Origin of the sequence: Streptomyces sp. NPDC050658 (assembly GCF_044457025.1) — a bacterium.
GTDB lineage: Bacteria > Actinomycetota > Actinomycetes > Streptomycetales > Streptomycetaceae > Streptomyces.
The window spans coordinates 505,050-520,242 of sequence record NZ_JBITGM010000005.1 but is presented as its reverse complement, the minus strand read 5'-3'; the positions used below and the strand labels follow the sequence as shown (position 1 = coordinate 520,242).

Annotated in this window: 12 protein-coding genes; 5 read left to right on the top strand and 7 right to left on the bottom strand. The window is 70.2% G+C overall.

Annotation, left to right across the window (positions count from 1 at the left end):
- The first annotated feature begins 68 nt into the window (after positions 1 to 68).
- Positions 69 to 2,333 carry a transglycosylase domain-containing protein gene (locus ACIBKX_RS20690; protein WP_363271734.1) on the top strand — a complete coding sequence of 755 codons (2,265 nt, stop codon included), beginning with the start codon at positions 69 to 71 and terminating at the stop codon, positions 2,331 to 2,333.
- A gap of 70 nt (positions 2,334 to 2,403) precedes the next feature.
- Here the strand turns inward: ACIBKX_RS20690 and ACIBKX_RS20685 are convergent, their stop codons facing one another.
- From ACIBKX_RS20685 to ACIBKX_RS20670, 4 genes are all read right to left on the bottom strand, one after another.
- Positions 2,404 to 4,584: a SpoIIE family protein phosphatase gene (locus tag ACIBKX_RS20685; RefSeq protein ID WP_399375848.1), complete on the bottom strand. Its 2,181-nt coding sequence runs from the start codon at positions 4,582 to 4,584 to the stop codon at positions 2,404 to 2,406.
- 55 nt (positions 4,585 to 4,639) lie between these two features.
- Positions 4,640 to 5,332, bottom strand: coding sequence for a class I SAM-dependent methyltransferase (locus tag ACIBKX_RS20680; protein WP_363271733.1), 693 nt, complete (start codon positions 5,330 to 5,332; stop codon positions 4,640 to 4,642).
- Positions 5,333 to 5,459: 127 nt separating this feature from the next.
- Positions 5,460 to 6,146, bottom strand: a complete 687-nt coding sequence (locus ACIBKX_RS20675) for a DUF402 domain-containing protein (protein WP_363271732.1) — start codon at positions 6,144 to 6,146, stop codon at positions 5,460 to 5,462.
- A gap of 64 nt (positions 6,147 to 6,210) precedes the next feature.
- The gene (locus tag ACIBKX_RS20670) at positions 6,211 to 7,611 is read right to left on the bottom strand and encodes a class II fumarate hydratase (RefSeq protein ID WP_363271731.1); all 1,401 of its coding nucleotides are present in this window, start codon (positions 7,609 to 7,611) and stop codon (positions 6,211 to 6,213) included.
- 133 nt (positions 7,612 to 7,744) lie between these two features.
- Between ACIBKX_RS20670 and ACIBKX_RS20665 the strand changes: the two genes are divergently transcribed.
- The gene (locus ACIBKX_RS20665; RefSeq protein WP_363271730.1) at positions 7,745 to 9,292 is read left to right on the top strand and encodes a ricin-type beta-trefoil lectin domain protein; all 1,548 of its coding nucleotides are present in this window, start codon (positions 7,745 to 7,747) and stop codon (positions 9,290 to 9,292) included.
- Between the two features lie 45 nt (positions 9,293 to 9,337).
- Here ACIBKX_RS20665 and ACIBKX_RS20660 read toward each other — a convergent pair whose 3' ends face one another.
- Positions 9,338 to 11,038: a fumarate hydratase gene (locus ACIBKX_RS20660; RefSeq protein WP_363271729.1), complete on the bottom strand. Its 1,701-nt coding sequence runs from the start codon at positions 11,036 to 11,038 to the stop codon at positions 9,338 to 9,340.
- A gap of 180 nt (positions 11,039 to 11,218) precedes the next feature.
- Between ACIBKX_RS20660 and ACIBKX_RS20655 the strand changes: the two genes are divergently transcribed.
- Both ACIBKX_RS20655 and ACIBKX_RS20650 read left to right on the top strand, forming a co-directional pair.
- A complete protein-coding gene (locus ACIBKX_RS20655; RefSeq protein WP_363271728.1) occupies positions 11,219 to 11,914 on the top strand; it encodes a DUF1707 domain-containing protein in 696 nt (231 codons plus the stop codon).
- A 175-nt stretch (positions 11,915 to 12,089) separates the two neighbouring features.
- A complete protein-coding gene (locus ACIBKX_RS20650; protein WP_363271727.1) occupies positions 12,090 to 12,467 on the top strand; it encodes a WhiB family transcriptional regulator in 378 nt (125 codons plus the stop codon).
- 79 nt (positions 12,468 to 12,546) lie between these two features.
- Here ACIBKX_RS20650 and glpX read toward each other — a convergent pair whose 3' ends face one another.
- Entirely contained in the window at positions 12,547 to 13,578 is a 1,032-nt protein-coding gene (gene glpX / locus ACIBKX_RS20645) for a class II fructose-bisphosphatase (RefSeq protein ID WP_363271726.1), read from the bottom strand.
- 211 nt (positions 13,579 to 13,789) lie between these two features.
- Between glpX and ACIBKX_RS20640 the strand changes: the two genes are divergently transcribed.
- Positions 13,790 to 14,308 carry a DUF4245 domain-containing protein gene (locus tag ACIBKX_RS20640; protein ID WP_363271725.1) on the top strand — a complete coding sequence of 173 codons (519 nt, stop codon included), beginning with the start codon at positions 13,790 to 13,792 and terminating at the stop codon, positions 14,306 to 14,308.
- A 155-nt stretch (positions 14,309 to 14,463) separates the two neighbouring features.
- On the opposite strand, the gene ACIBKX_RS20635 is transcribed toward ACIBKX_RS20640, so the two are convergent.
- Positions 14,464 to 15,054 carry a malonic semialdehyde reductase gene (locus ACIBKX_RS20635; RefSeq protein ID WP_363271724.1) on the bottom strand — a complete coding sequence of 197 codons (591 nt, stop codon included), beginning with the start codon at positions 15,052 to 15,054 and terminating at the stop codon, positions 14,464 to 14,466.
- Positions 15,055 to 15,193 lie beyond the last annotated feature (139 nt).

Below are 15,193 nucleotides of genomic sequence, written 5' to 3'. Positions count from 1 at the left end.
CGGTGTTAGCTTCATGAGCTGACTCGACGTACGCATGAGGACTAGACGGAAGCGGAGCACTCAGAGCCATGGGCCGAGCGGAAGAGCGACAGGCGCGGCAGCGCGGTGCGCGCCGGGCAGTCGGGCGCGCGGCCGGCGGCGGCAAACCGAAGCGCACGGGCATACGCCGCTTCTTCACCCTGAAGAAGATCCTCGGTACGTTCTTCGGGCTCTGCCTGCTCGGCATGCTCGGCTTCGTCGTCCTCTACATGGTGGTCGACATACCCGAGGGCAATGCCACGGCCAAGCTGCAGAGCAACGTCTACAAGTACAAGGACGGCGAGGTCATCGCCAGGACCGGCGAGCTGAACCGCGAGGTCGTCGATCTGGAGAAGGTGCCGAAGGCCGTCCAGAAGACGTTCGTGGCCGCCGAGAACAAGTCCTTCTACAAGGACCAGGGCGTCGACTTCAAGGGCACGGCCCGCGGCCTGATCAACACGGTCAGCGGCAAGGGCAAGCAGGGCGGCTCGACGATCACCCAGCAGTACGTCAAGAACTACTACCTGACGCAGGACCAGACCGTCACCCGCAAGCTCAAGGAACTGGTCATCTCGCTGAAGGTGGACCGCGAGAAGAGCAAGGACGACATCCTCGCCGGGTACATCAACACCAGCTACTACGGCCGCGGCGCCTACGGCATCCAGGCCGCCGCCCAGGCCTACTACGGCGTCGACGCCGAAGAGCTGGACGTCTCGCAGGGCGCCTATCTGGCCGCCCTCCTCCAGGCGCCGAGCCAGTACGACTGGACGTCCGCGACGCCCGCCAGCCGCAAGCTGGTCAAGGAGCGCTGGAACTACGTGCTCGACAACATGGTCGAGGAGAACTGGCTCGACGCGGGCGAGCGCGAGGGCCTGACGTTCGATGTGCCGATCGAGCCGAAGGCGGCGCCGGGACTTGAGGGCCAGGCCGGCTATCTCGTCAAGGAGGCCAAGGCCGAGGTCATGCGGGCCGGGCACCTCACCGAGGAGCAGTTCGACGCGGGCGGCTACACGATCACGCTCAACATCGACAAGAAGAAGCAGAAGCTTCTGGAGAAGGCCGTCGACAACAAGCTGAACGACCAGCTGGACCCGGAGAAGAACAAGGCCGACGCGCGGGTGCAGGCGGGCGCCGCGTCCGTCGACCCGAAGACCGGCAAGGTCCTCGCGATGTACGGCGGCCGGGACTATGTGAAGCACTACACGAACAACGCGACCCGGCGCGACTACCAGCCGGCGTCCACGTTCAAGCCGCTGATCCTCGCCGCGGCCCTGGAGAACGGCGCCCAGACCCAGTCCGGCCGGCCGATCACGGCGGGCACGGTCTACGACGGCACCAGCGAGCGCAAGGTCGAGGGCAGCGACGTCGCCTTCGCGCCGCCGAACGAGGACGACAAGAGCTACGGCCCGGTCACCGTCCAGAAGGCGATGAACAAGTCCGTCAACTCCGTCTTCGCGCAGATGGGCGTGGACGTCGGCATGGACGACGTACTGAAGACGGCGGGCGATCTCGGCATGGACGTCGAGGGCCTGCCCGCCGTGCCCGCGCAGACGCTGGGCACGATGGGCGCGAGCCCGCTGGAGATGGCGGGCGTGTACGCGACGCTCGACAACCACGGCAAGAAGGTCACCCCGGCGGTCGTGGCGTCCGTCGAGCACAAGGACCGCACGATCGAGCTGCCGGACCCGATCGGCGAGCAGGTCGTCGAGCGCGGCACCGCCGACTCGCTCACCTCCGTCCTGACCGGCGTGGTCGACGACGGTACGGGCCGCGCGGTGCGCAGCCCCGTGCAGGACGTCGCGGGCAAGACCGGCACGTCCGACGACAACAAGTCGGCCTGGTTCACCGGCTACACGCCGAAGCTGGTCACCTCCGTCGGCCTGTTCGGCGAGGGCGCGGCGGGCACGGCCGAGCAGAGCAAGCAGGTCTCCATGCGGGGCGCGGGCGGTCTGCCGCGCGTCGACGGCGGCAGCTTCCCGGCGCAGATCTGGGCGGCGTACACCTTCGACGCGATGGGCGCGCCCAGCGAGTTCGACCTGGACACGTCTATGGGCGCGGCCATCGCGCCGCCGCCGGACCCGACGACGCAGGCCCCTCAGGAGCCGACGGAGGAGCCGACGGAGCCCGAGGACAAGCCGACGACACAGGAGCCGTCGGACGAGCCGACGACGCAGGAGCCGACGGACGAGCCGTCCACGGAGCCGCCCACGGAGGACCCGACGACGGCACCCCCGACGGGCGAGCCCGAGGAGCCGGACCCGTCCGGGTCGATCGAGATCCCGGAGAACCCGAACGGGCGGCCCAACCGGGACTGAGGCAGAGGGCCGGGCCCCGAAGGGGCGCGGGGAACTGCGCGACCAGCCCCCACGGCCCGCGGCAAGAGAACTACCGCTTGGTCCTGCTCGAATCCGGGTTCGAGCCATGATTCAGCTCGAACCAGACCACTTTCCCGGTGCTCAAGCGCGTAGCGCCCCACCGCCGCGCAAGCCGGTTGACGAGGTAGAGCCCGCGCCCGCCCTCGTCGGTGGCGCGGGCCTGCCGCAATCGCGGCAGCTGCGGCACGTCGTCGCCGACCTCACAGCGCAGTACGTCGGTACGCAGCAGCCGCAGGGTCACCGGGCGCGACGCGTACCGCACGGCGTTCGTCACGACCTCGCTGACGAGCAGCTCCACGGAGTCGGTCAGCTCCTGCAGGCCCCAGCGCTCCAGGGCGCTGCGGGCCAGCCTGCGGGCGCGCGACGGTGTCGCGTCCTCCGGTTCCAGGAACCAGTACGCGACGTCGCTCGGCGCGATCCCGTCGAAGCGGGCGGCGAGCAGCGCGATGTCGTCGTCCCGGTCGCCCGGTCCGAGCATGTCGAGCACCTCGTCGCAGAGCGCCTCCAGGGGCGGCGGATGGTCCGGGCCCGTCAACTGGGCGGTGGCGGCGAGCCGTTCGCGCAGCTGCTCTATGCCGGTCCACACGTCCCGCAGGCGGGACTCGACGAGGCCGTCCGTGTAGAGCAGCAGCGTGGCACCGGCGGGCGCGTCCAGCTCCACGGCCTCGAAGTCCACTCCGCCGACGCCGATCGGGGCGCCCGGCGGCACCCGCAGCACCTCGGCGCGGCCGCCCAGATGCAGCAGGACGGGCGGCGGATGCCCGGCGTTGGCGATGGTGATGCGGTGCGCGACCGGGTCGTAGACGGCGTACAGGCAGGTGGCCATGCGGTCCGAGCCGAGGCGCTGGGCCTGCTCGTCCAGATGGTGCAGGACCTCCTGGGGCGGCAGGTCGAGCCCGGCCAGGGTCTGCGCGGTCGTCCGCAGCTGGCCCATGATCGCGGCGGACGTCATGGAGTGCCCCATGACGTCGCCCACGACGAGCGCGACCCGGCTGCCGGGCAGCGGGATCGCGTCGTACCAGTCGCCGCCGACGCGGGCCGTCTCGGCGGCCGGGAGGTAGCGGGACGCCAGGCGCACGCCCGTCGGCCGCGGCAGGGTCTCCGGCAGCATGGTGCGCTGCAGCTCGTCCGCGATGTACGCCTCGCGGCCGTACAGGACGGCCTTGTCGATGCCGAGGGCGCTGTGCGTGGCCAGCTGGGCGGCGACAAGGAGGTCGTCCGCCTCGAAGGGGTGGCGGTCGGGGCGGCGCAGGAACACCGCGGCGCCGATCACCCGGCGCCTGCCGCGCAGCGGGGCCAGGATCGTGCGCTGCCCCGTCGGTACGGTGCGTCCCTCGCCGAGGAGTTCGGGCAGCGCGGCACGGGCCCCGGGGGAGTCGGCGAAGACCGGGCGGACCCCGCGAAGCACCTCGGCGAGAGCGCCGCCGGGCCGCACCTCGCACAGCTCGGCGGTGGTCACCAGGTCCGGCTGGAGCTGGAGCGCGGGCATGGTGCCGCCCTCGGTGTCGGGCTCCTCCGGGATCCGGTCGGTGCGGCGCAGGCGGAGCACCAGGGCGCCGCTCGGCCGCTCCTCGCCGACCGGCAGCGGGTCGCGCAGGTAGACCAGTATCGCGTCGGAGAACGTCGGCACCGTGGCCCGGCACAGACCCATCACGATCTCGTCCAGGTCGATGCCGCGGGCGATGCGCCGCGTGGCCGCGCCGACGAAGCGCAGCCGGTCACCGTCACGGCGCATGGCGGCGGGCCCCGATCCGGGCGGCCGGGGCTGGCCCGTGCGCCGCTCCTCGCCGCCGGGGCCGGGGCCGGGGCCGGGGCCGCCCGGGCCGCCCGCCGGCCTGGACGGCTCGGCCCCCGGCTGGGACGGCACCCCTTCGGGGGCGGGGCGCGGGCGGTGCGGATCGGGCTGCGGGCCCGCCGCTCCGGACGACTGCGCGTGCTCGTCGCTGGGGCTCGCCGCAGGGTCGCCGGTGCGGGACGACGCGGGGTCGCCGGTGCGGGACGACGCGGGATCGCCGGTGCGGGAGGCGGTCGGGGTCGGGTCGTTCGTCCGTGCCTGTGCGGGTAAACCGGGCGCGCCCGTGGTGTTCCGCGCCTCCGGGGCACGCACCAGCGCCCCGCGCGGGTCCGCGGGGGCGATCGGCCGGGCAGCTCGGGGCTGTCGGCCTTCGTCGGGGATGGGGTGCTCCGTCACGCGTTTCGAATCCGTCCGTCCGGGGCTGCGCCGTGGTCTCCGGGGGCTAGGTGGGTCAGCCGCGTCGGCAGTGCAGGAAGAGCTGGTGCTCGGGTGGGGCATCGGTGCTCGCCGGGGCGTATGCGTACGTGTCCTCTTCGAGGATCTCGAAGCCCGCGTCACGCACGACCTGCCGCAGTTCGTCCCGCAGGTAACCGGATACCCGGATCGTGTGCCCCAGGAACGGAATTCCCGCGTCGTCCAGGTCGGCCTCGACCATGGACAGCGTGAGCAGGCCACCGGGCCGCAGCAGTCCGCGCAGCAGCCGCAGCGCGTGCGGGATCTCCTCGCGAGGCAGCATGAGCAGCGCGAAGAAGGCCGCGATCCCGTCGAACAGCCCCACGCCGTCCGGCCCTTCGGCCCGCAGCGCGGCCACGTCGAGCCGCCGGAACTCGGCGCTCGACGCGGCCACGTTCTTCCTGGCGAGGTCGAGCATGCCGGTCGAGAGGTCGACGCCGAGCACGGTGTGCCCGGCGTCCGTGAGCTGGCGGGCGGTGGGCAGACCGGTCCCGCATCCCACGTCGAGGACCCGCGATCCGGGCGCCAGCGCCTCGGCGAGCCTGCGCCCGGCGGCGAGCTGGCCCTCCTTGTGCGGGAAGGCGTCGTCGTAGTGCTGCCCGATGGCGTCGAACGCTTCGGCCTGGCCCGTGCGGTCGGGCAGCGGGCCGGATGGCCCGCCGTACCTGTCGAACTCGCTCGCCTCGCTCACGTTCAGCCGCCCCTCGATGACCATCTGTCAGGCAACGCGCAAGCTCAGGGAGTTGCTGCTGAGTTGCTGCTGTGCGCCCTTGCGGAGGACGATCCTACGTTTGAACCATGGGGGCGCATCAAGGGTCTCATGACGTCACATGCGCGGGCGTGCGGTCCCAGTCATCCGGAAGGGGCGGAATCGCCCAGTCCGGATCGGGTCGCCACTGCTGCCAGTTGTCCGAAAACGGCGCTCCCCACGCCCGGATCAGATCGATCACGGCGAGCCCCGCGGCCCGCACTTCCTGCGCTTTTCCCTCCGCCATCAGTCCGGCGCGCTGTGCCTGTGCGAACTCATCCTCGTCGTGCCAGCGCCAACTGCGGTCCGGTCGCACAGAGATGTCCAGAAAATGATCCTCGGAATCGACGCCTCCGGCCCAACGGGCGCGCGGCTCCTCGAGGTTCACGTACCAGTTCTTGAACCGCCAGCCCGGCTCCCAGAACAGCCACACCGACCAGGGCTCGGCCGGGCGCGCCAGTTTCAGCACGCCGGAGCCGCTCCAGTGGTCCGTGCGCAGGGCTCTGGGCTTCGTGTAGCGGGTCGCGAGGGGTTCGTGGTGGACGGGCGTACCGTCCGCTATCACCGGTTTGACGCACTCGGTCCCGGGTGCCATCCACACGGCGAGCAACTCGTCGGTGTCCTGCACGACGGTGACGGGCCGGCAGATGTGGAACCGCTGCCCGGCGTTCTCCTTGTACCGCCACAGCACCTGGGAGCCGGGGGCCCAGCGTGCGGAGTCGCTGCTCGTCGTTGGCGGCGTGATGTGGTCTGTCATGAACAGATGTTAATGGCCCGGGCTCTTCGGGAGGGCTCGGGCCATCGCGGCGCTCCGACGGCTCCTACGGCCGGGTCATCCCCAGCACGTCCAAGGCCTCGTCCAGCTGCTCCACCGTGAGGTCGCCCCGCTCGACGTACCCGCCCTCGATCACGACCTCCCGGATCGTCTTCCGCTCGGCCAGGGACTTCTTGGCCACCTTCGCGGCCTCCTCGTACCCGATGTACTTGTTCAGCGGGGTCACCACGGAGGGCGAGGACTCGGCGTACTCCAGGGCCCGCTCGCGGTTGGCGGTGATCCCGTCGACAGTACGGTCGGCGAGCAGCCGCGACACGTTCGCGAGCAGCCGCACCGACTCCAGTACGTTCCTCGCGATGACCGGCAGCATCACGTTCAGCTCGAAGTTGCCGGCCGCGCCCGCCGCGGCGACCGTCGCGTCATTGCCGGTGACCTGCGCGGCGACCATCAGCGCGGCCTCCGGGATGACCGGGTTCACCTTGCCCGGCATGATCGAGGAACCGGGCTGCAGATCGGGCAGGTTGATCTCGGCGAGCCCGGTCCGCGGCCCCGACGCCATCCACCGCAGATCGTTCGCGATCTTCGTCAGGCCGACTGCGATCGTCCGCAACTGCCCGCTGGTCTCGACGATCCCGTCCCGCGCGCCCTGCGCCTCGAAGTGATCCCGCGCCTCGGTCAGCGGCAGCCCGGTGGCCCGCGCCACCTCGGCGATGACGGCCGCGGAGAAGCCGGGCGGCGTATTGATCCCCGTCCCCACCGCCGTGCCGCCCAGCGGCAGTTCGGCGAGGCGGGGCAGAGACGAGCGCAGCCGCTCGATGCCGTACCGCACCTGCGCGGCGTACCCGCCGAACTCCTGGCCCAGCGTCACCGGCGTCGCGTCCATCAGATGCGTACGACCGGACTTCACGACGTCCGCGAACTCCTCGGCCTTGCGCTCCAGGGCGGTGGCGAGATGTTCCAGGGCCGGGATCAGATCGCCGGTCACGGCGGCCGTCGCGGCGATGTGGATTGAGGACGGGAAGACGTCGTTCGAGGACTGGGACGCGTTCACGTGGTCGTTGGGGTGGACGTCGCGGCCGAGCCGCTCCGAGGCCAGCGTCGCGAGCACCTCGTTGGTGTTCATGTTGGACGACGTGCCGGAGCCCGTCTGGAAGACGTCGACCGGGAAGTGCTCGTCCCAGCGGCCCTCGGCGACCTCGCCGGCCGCGTCCGCGATGGCCTCGGCGATGTCCTTGTCGAGCACGCCGAGCCCCGCGTTCACCTTCGCGGCGGCCGCCTTGATCTGCGCCAGGGCCGCGATGTGCGCGCGCTCGATGCGCTGTCCGGAGATCGGGAAGTTCTGCACCGCCCGCTGGGTCTGGGCCCGCCATTTCGCGTGCGCGGGGACCCGTACCTCGCCCATGGAGTCGTGCTCGATCCGGTACTCGCCGCTGGCGTCGCTGGTCATGCCTCGAACCTACCTCTCCGTCAGATCCCGCTCGGATCCCGGTGAAAAGTTGAGCACTTGTCTTGTTCTAACTATTCCCAAGCGCCTTACTGACCAGTAAAAACCGTGGGTAACACCAGACCGGGGAGGCGCGATGAAGCGCATCAGACGTAGTCTGCAAGGCAGGCTGAGATGTACGTTCGCGGCGGCCGTCGCGATGGCGGCGGTGCTCGGCACGGCCGCCGCCGTACCCGCCCAGGCGGCGGACGGCGGTGCGGCGAAGGCGGCACCGTCGGCCACGCCGCTGCCGCCCGAGCTCGAGAAGATCCGGGCGGACGAGGCGACCAAGCTCTACGGCAGTCCGGCCGAGCGTCCGATGGCCGACCGCAAGACCGGCCTGATCTCGCTCGGCGACAGCGAGATCTCCGGGGAGGGCGTCGGGACGTACGAACCCGGCACCGACGGCCCCGACAACTGGTGCCACCGCTCCCCGGACGCCGCGATCCACCGCACCGGCATCCCCGCGGACGTGACGTACAACGTCGCCTGCTCGGGAGCGCAGACCGCCAACATCAGGATCGGCGGCCAGAAGCAGTACGCCGACGAGCTGGTGCAGAGCGACAACCTCGCGATCAAGGCCCGGAACACCAGGATCAAGTCGATCCTGCTCGTCATCGGCGCCAATGACGACCTCGACTTCTCCGGCGTGATGACGGACTGCGTGACCCGCTTCCTGCTCAGCCAGGGCGCCTGCGCGGGCAAGTACCACGACGGCTGGCAGGCGCGGGTCGACGGCCTCGTGCCCAAGGTCGAGCAGTCCATCCGCGACCTGAAGACCGTCATGAAGGACGCGGGCTACGCCGAGGGCGACTACAAGCTCGTCGCCATGGGCTACCCGAGCCCGATCGGCCCGGACTTCCGCGACAACCCGAACTTCCCCGGCAAGCTGGCCTGCGGCGGCCTCGGCTACGACTCCGACACCGAGTGGGGCCGCAACTACGCGGTGCCGACCTTCGAGACCGGGATGCGCAAGGCCGCGAAGAACGCGGGCGCGACCTACCTCGACAACTCCCGCCTCTTCCACGGCCACGAGGTCTGCATGGAGGACACCTGGGCGCGGGGCCTCTACATAGAGCTCTCCAACCCCTTCCCGCCGGACTCCAATTCGGTACGGCAGTCCTTCCACCCCAACGCGCGCGGCCACGCCGCCTTCGCGTCCTGCCTGACGCAGATCTACAACTCGGGCGCCCGCGAGGCCAGTTGCGCCGACCCGGCGAGCTCGGGCAAGCCGAAGCTCTACCCGGGTGGCTGGGACGACGCGTACAAGCCCCTGAAGAACCAGGGCACGGGTACGTGTGTGGACGTCGACGCGTCGAGCAGCCGCAACGGCACGAAGGTCCAGGGCTGGGACTGCACCGGCAACCGCAACCAGACGTGGTGGTACGACGGTTCGTCCGGCGGGCAGCAGTCGCTGCACACCGGATTGACCCAGGACCGCTGTGTCGACGTACCGGGAACGGCGAAGGAAGGCACCGCCGTCACGCTGTGGAACTGCCACGGCGGCGCCAACCAGAAGTTCGTCCGCGAGGCGGGCACGATCCGTCCCGCCTCCAACGCCGGGCTCTGTCTGACCCTGGCGGGGGCGAAGGAGCCGCTGAAGCTCCAGAAGTGCACGGGGGCGGCGAACCAGCGGTTCGCCTAGGGCACTTGGTGACCGCGGCGGCGCTCGCCGCCGCGGTCACGGGCGCTAGGCCAGACCGGGGCCCCGTACCGGAATGTGCGTGAACGTCGGCTCCGGGGCCGGGTTCTGGAAGAAGTCGTTGCCCTTGTCGTCGACGACGATGAACGCGGGGAAGTCCTCGACCTCGATCTTCCAGACCGCCTCCATGCCGAGCTCCTCGTACTCGACGACCTCGACCTTCTTGATGCAGTCCTGCGCGAGGCGCGCGGCGGGGCCGCCGATCGAGCCCAGGTAGAAGCCGCCGTGCGCGTCACAGGCGTTGGTGACCTGGGCAGACCGGTTGCCCTTGGCGAGCATCACCTTGGAGCCGCCCGCGGCCTGGAACTGCTCCACGTAGGAGTCCATGCGGCCCGCCGTCGTCGGCCCGAAGGAGCCGGACGCGTAACCCTCGGGGGTCTTGGCCGGACCGGCGTAGTACACCGGGTGGTCCTTCAGGTACTGCGGCATCTCCTCGCCCGCGTCGAGCCGCTCCTTGATCTTGGCGTGCGCGATGTCGCGGGCCACGACGAGCGGGCCGTTGAGCGAGAGGCGGGTCTTCACCGGGTACTTGGTCAGCTCGGCGAGGATCTCGTCCATCGGCTGGTTGAGGTCGATGGTGACGACGTCGGAGGCCTCGGCGCTCTCGTTGAGGTGCTCGTCCGTGGTCTCCGGAAGGAAGCGCGCCGGGTCCGTCTCCAGCTGCTCCAGGAAGACGCCCTCGGCGGTGATCTTCGCGGTGGCCTGGCGGTCGGCCGAGCAGGAGACGGCGATCGCGACGGGCAGCGAGGCGCCGTGCCGGGGCAGCCGCACCACGCGTACGTCGTGGCAGAAGTACTTGCCGCCGAACTGGGCGCCGATGCCGATCTTCTGCGTCAGCTCGAAGACCTTCTCCTCCAGCTCCTTGTCGCGGAAGCCGTGGCCGGTGGGGGAGCCCTCGGAGGGCAGCTCGTCCAGGTAGTGCGCGGAGGCGTATTTCGCGGTCTTCAGCGCGAACTCGGCGCTGGTGCCGCCGACGACGATCGCCAGGTGGTACGGCGGGCAGGCCGCCGTACCGAGCGAACGGATCTTCTCCTCCAGGAACTTCATCATGGAGGTCTCGTTCAGGACGGCCTTCGTCTCCTGGTACAGGAACGACTTGTTGGCCGAGCCGCCGCCCTTGGCCATGAAGAGGAACTTGTAGGCGCCGCCGTCGGTCGCGTACAGCTCCACCTGGGCCGGCAGGTTGGAGCCGGTGTTCTTCTCCTCCCACATGGTGAGCGGAGCCATCTGCGAGTACCGCAGATTGAGGTTCTGGTAGGCGTCGTGGATGCCCTTGCTGAGCGCCTTCTCGTCCTCACCTTCGGTGAGGACGTTCTGTCCGCGCTTGCCCATGACGATCGCCGTGCCGGTGTCCTGGCACATGGGGAGCACGCCGGCGGCCGCGATGTTCGCGTTCTTCAGGAGGTCGAGCGCGACGAACTTGTCGTTCGACGACGCCTCGGGGTCGTCGATGATGCGCCGCAGCTGGGCCAGGTGGGCGGGCCGCAGATAGTGCTGGATGTCGTGGATCGCCTCGGCGGCGAGCTTGCGCAGCGCCTCCGGATCGACCTTGAGGAACGTACGCCCGTCGGCCTCGAAGGTGGAGACACCCTCGGAGGTCACCAGCCGGTACGGGGTGGTGTCCTCTCCCAGCGGGAGCAGTTCGGAGTACTCGAACGCCGGGGCGGGCGGGCGGGAGCTAACAGACATTACGGCCATTCCTCACTCGGCAGACAGCGGCGCGGCCTCCATTGGCGACGCGCCAACCAGCGTAGAACGCCCCGGGACGCCGGAGTCTGTGAGGTAAGGCTCAGTACGGGCCGAGTGCGGGCCGAATGGGGGCGGCCGGGGGGTGGTCGCGATCTATCGCGTCTGGGTACGCTGGCTGGTGTGGACCTAGAGAAGCGCCCCCAGCAGTCCTCGGACCCGGCCCCGCGGCCGGTCGACCTCCGCGCGTCGGACGCCGACCGGGACCGCACGGCGGACATCCTGCGCGAGGCGCTGGCCGAGGGCCGGCTGACCGCCGAGGAGCACGGCGAGCGGATCGACGGGGTCTATCGCGCGAAGACGCTGGGCGAGCTGGCACCGCTGGTGAGCGATCTGCCGGCGGCGGGCGGGCTCTCCTTCGGGGCGGCAGGCGGCGCGGCGGTGCCCGAGCCCGCGCCCTCGCGCCCCTCGTACGGGGCCGTGCCCGCGGTCGCGGACGAGAACATGGTGGCGGTCTTCAGCGGCTCCGTCCGCAAGGGCCGCTGGCGGGTCGGCCGCCGCACGCACGCGTACGCGATCTTCGGCAGCGTCGAGATCGACCTCAGCGAGGCGATCTTCGAGCAGCAGCAGGTCGTCATCAAGGCGTTCTCCGTCTTCGGCAGCGTGGAGATCCGCGTGCCGGAGAACGTGTCGCTGCGGGGCAACGGCACGGGCGTGTTCGGCAGCTTCGAGGTGGACACGTGCGACTCGGCCGAGCGTGACGCCCCGGTGGTCTTCGTCGACGGCTTCGCGGTGCTCGGCTCCATCGAGGCTCGACCCGAGCGGGGCAAGCTGGTCCGGGATCTGCACCGGCAGCTGCGCAGGCATCTGGGGCACTGACACGGCTCGACACGGCTCGACACGGCATCGACACGGCATCGGGCGCACCGAGGCTTTCCCCGGCGGGCGGGGCGCGGGCTTTCGCACATCGGAACTCAGTGCATAGGCGCGTACACAGCGGGTAGAGCTTGCTGCATCGTCTCTCGCTCGCGAAGCCGTCGTCAGGAGTAGACCCGTGCTGCAGCCGTCGCATCAGTCCCTGCAGGTCGCCGCCGTTCCGGCCCAGCGGGTGCCAGTGCGCGATCGGAATCAGGACTCCCCATGGCACACCGAAGCGGTGTGCAGGCGAGACGAGGCGGGGCTGTTCTTCGCCCCGTCCAAGGAACCGACCGCCTCCCGGCTCTCCCGAGAGGAAGCCGCCAAGCGGGTCTGTGCCCGCTGTCCCGTGATGGTGGAGTGCCGGGAGCACGCCCTGCTCCAGCCCGAGCCGTACGGCGTCTGGGGCGGGCTCACGGCCGCCGAGCGCCGCGTGGTGCTCGCCCGCCGTCGCAGGCGCGACCTGGAGCTCAAGAAGGCGGCACACGCGGCGGGCCAGATCGCCGCCGCGGGCTGACCGCTTTCCGCTACGTACGCCGAAGGGGGCGTCCCCCGCACGGGGCGCCCCCTCCGTCGTACGCGAACGCGCTTGACGTCTACTTCGCGCGGTCGAAGTCGATGGCGCTGTACGCGCGCAGCTTCGCCAGGCGGTGGTCGGAGTCGATCTTGCGGATCGTGCCCGACTTGGAGCGCATGACCAGCGACGAGGTCGAGGCGGTCTCCGCGCCGTAGCGCACGCCCTGGAGCAGCTCGCCGTCCGTGATGCCGGTCGCCACGAAGAAGACGTTGTCGCCGCGGACCAGGTCGTTCGTGGAGAGCGTGCGGTCCAGGTCGTGGCCCGCGTCGATCGCGCGCTGACGCTCCGCGTCGTCCTTCGGCCACAGCTTGCCCTGGATCACACCGCCCAGGCACTTGATCGCGCAGGCCGAGATGATGCCCTCGGGGGTGCCGCCGATGCCCATGAGCAGGTCGACGCCGGTGCCCTCGCGCACGGCCATGACCGATCCCGCGACGTCGCCGTCCGAGATGAACTTGATGCGGGCGCCGGTCTCGCGGATCTCCTTGACGATGCCCTCGTGGCGGGGACGGTCGAGGATCATCACCGTGACGTCCTCGGGCGCGGAGCCCTTGGCCTTGGCGACGCGGCGGATGTTGACGGAGGCCGGGGCGTTGATGTCGACGTAGTCGGCGGCCTCCGGGCCCGTGACCAGCTTGTCCATGTAGAAGACCGCGGACGGGTCGAACATGGCGCCGCGGTCGGCGGCGGCGAGCACGGCGATCGCGTTCGGCATGCCCTTGGCGGTGAGGGTCGTGCCGTCGATCGGGTCGACGGCGATGTCGACCTCGGCGCCGGTGCCGTCGCCGATGTGCTCTCCGTTGAAGAGCATCGGGGCCTCGTCCTTCTCGCCTTCTCCGATGACGACGACGCCGTTCATCGAGACGGTGTGGACGAGGGTCCGCATGGCCCTGACGGCGGCGCCGTCGGCGCCGATCTTGTCGCCGCGGCCGACCCAGCGGCCGGCGGCCATGGCGGCGGCCTCCGTCACCCGGACCAGCTCCAGGGCGAGGTTGCGGTCGGGAGCCTCGGGGGAGACCTCGAGCTCGGACGGAAGATGATGCTCGGTCATCGGAGCGCACCTTTCTGCTTGATACGACGACGGCCGGATGAGGGATTGTGAATGACTCTATCCGTAGGTCGACAAAATGAGCAGAGGGCCCCACGCATGAGCGATCCGGGCGCCGATCCGGGCGCCGATCCGGGCGCCGGTCGGGGCGCCGATCCGGGAGTAAGGAGACTCCGGGGGAAGAGGCGCGTCCGCCGCCTGAGACCATGGGTGGGTGGCTGGAAGACAAGGCAAGCAGACCGTGCGGAACATGCTGTGGTCGATGGTGGTGATCGGCCTGTTCGCCGGCGTCATCTACATCTTCGTCCCGCATGACGAGACCGAGACCCCCGTCAAGCGCGTCGACTACCGCGTGGAACTGCTGACCGCGCGCCGGGCCGCGGCGTATCCGGTGGCGGCGCCCGAGGGTCTGGCCAAGGCGTGGAAGCCGACGTCGGTCCGCTTCGACGGCGCCAAGCACGACAGCTGGCACCTGGGCTTCCTGGACCCGGACGGCGAGTACGTCGCGGTGAAGCAGTCCACGGCGAAGCCGTCGGAGTTCATCGACGAGGCCACGCAGCGCGCGGTGCGGACGAAGGCGACCGCGGAGATCGGCGGCAAGACGTGGCACCGGTACAAGGGCCAGACGTACGACGCCCTGGTGAACGAGGACAAGGGCGCGACGACGGTGGTCGCGGGCACGGCGTCGTTCGGGCAGCTGGAGAAGATGGCGAAGGCGCTGAAGACGTCCTGAGGTCAGAGGCCTGAGGTCAGAGGCCTGAGGCCTGAGGTCAGAGGTCAGAGGTACGTACGTGAAGGGCCCCCGGCGGTTGCCGGGGGCCCTTCACGTACGCGTATGGCCGCGTGGGCGAGTCAGACGGCCGTCTCGACTCGGACGTTCGTCTCGACTCAGACGGTCGTGATGACCTGGTCGATCTCAAGGCGCGGGGAGCGCGGGAACCAGGCGTCCTCGCCCGGCTTGCCGATGTTGATGACCATGACCGGGGTGTGGTCGTCGTCCAGGAACTCCTTCTGGACGCCGGCGAAGTCGAAGCCGGTCATCGGGCCCGCGGCCAGACCGGCGGCGCGCACGCCGATGATGAAGTAGGCGGCCTGCAGCGCGGCGTTGAGGTGCGCGGCACCCTCACGGACCGGGCGCTCGGTGAAGAAGACGTCCTTGGCCTGCGGGAAGTGCGGGAGCAGGTCGGGCAGCTCCTCGTGGAACTCGTTGTCCGCGGAGAGGATCGCGACGAGCGGGGCGGAGGCGGTCTTCGGCTGGTTGCCCTCGGCCATGTGCTTGACCAGACGCTCGCGGGCCTCGGCGGAGCGGACGAGCGTGATGCGCAGCGAGGAGAGGTTGAAGGCGGTCGGGCCGAACTTGATCAGGTCGTAGATCGCCTGGACCTGCTCCTCGGTGACCGGCTCGTCGGTGAAGGTGTTCGCGGTGCGGGCCTCGCGGAAGAGCAGGTCCTGGGCGGCGGGGTCAAGGGCGAGAGACATGAATCAACCTTCTCGGTGCGTACGTGGATCAACTTGCTTGATCGACGGTACGACGTTTCGGTTTAAGGTTCAACAAAAAGAGGGGCATGGTGATCCGGTTCACAGGAGTGCGCGATCGGTGGGCCGCCCCGCCCCGCCC

Excerpts from the sequence above, each read along its gene's own strand:
- ACIBKX_RS20690 (WP_363271734.1), top strand. The coding sequence starts at position 69 with ATGGGCCGAGCGGAAGAGCGACAGGCGCGGCAGCGCGGTGCGCGCCGG.
- ACIBKX_RS20675 (WP_363271732.1), bottom strand. The coding sequence starts at position 6,146 with ATGACAGACCACATCACGCCGCCAACGACGAGCAGCGACTCCGCACGC.
- ACIBKX_RS20670 (WP_363271731.1), bottom strand. The coding sequence starts at position 7,611 with ATGACCAGCGACGCCAGCGGCGAGTACCGGATCGAGCACGACTCCATG.
- ACIBKX_RS20665 (WP_363271730.1), top strand. The coding sequence starts at position 7,745 with ATGAAGCGCATCAGACGTAGTCTGCAAGGCAGGCTGAGATGTACGTTC.
- ACIBKX_RS20660 (WP_363271729.1), bottom strand. The coding sequence starts at position 11,038 with ATGTCTGTTAGCTCCCGCCCGCCCGCCCCGGCGTTCGAGTACTCCGAA.
- glpX (WP_363271726.1), bottom strand. The coding sequence starts at position 13,578 with ATGACCGAGCATCATCTTCCGTCCGAGCTCGAGGTCTCCCCCGAGGCT.
- ACIBKX_RS20635 (WP_363271724.1), bottom strand. The coding sequence starts at position 15,054 with ATGTCTCTCGCCCTTGACCCCGCCGCCCAGGACCTGCTCTTCCGCGAG.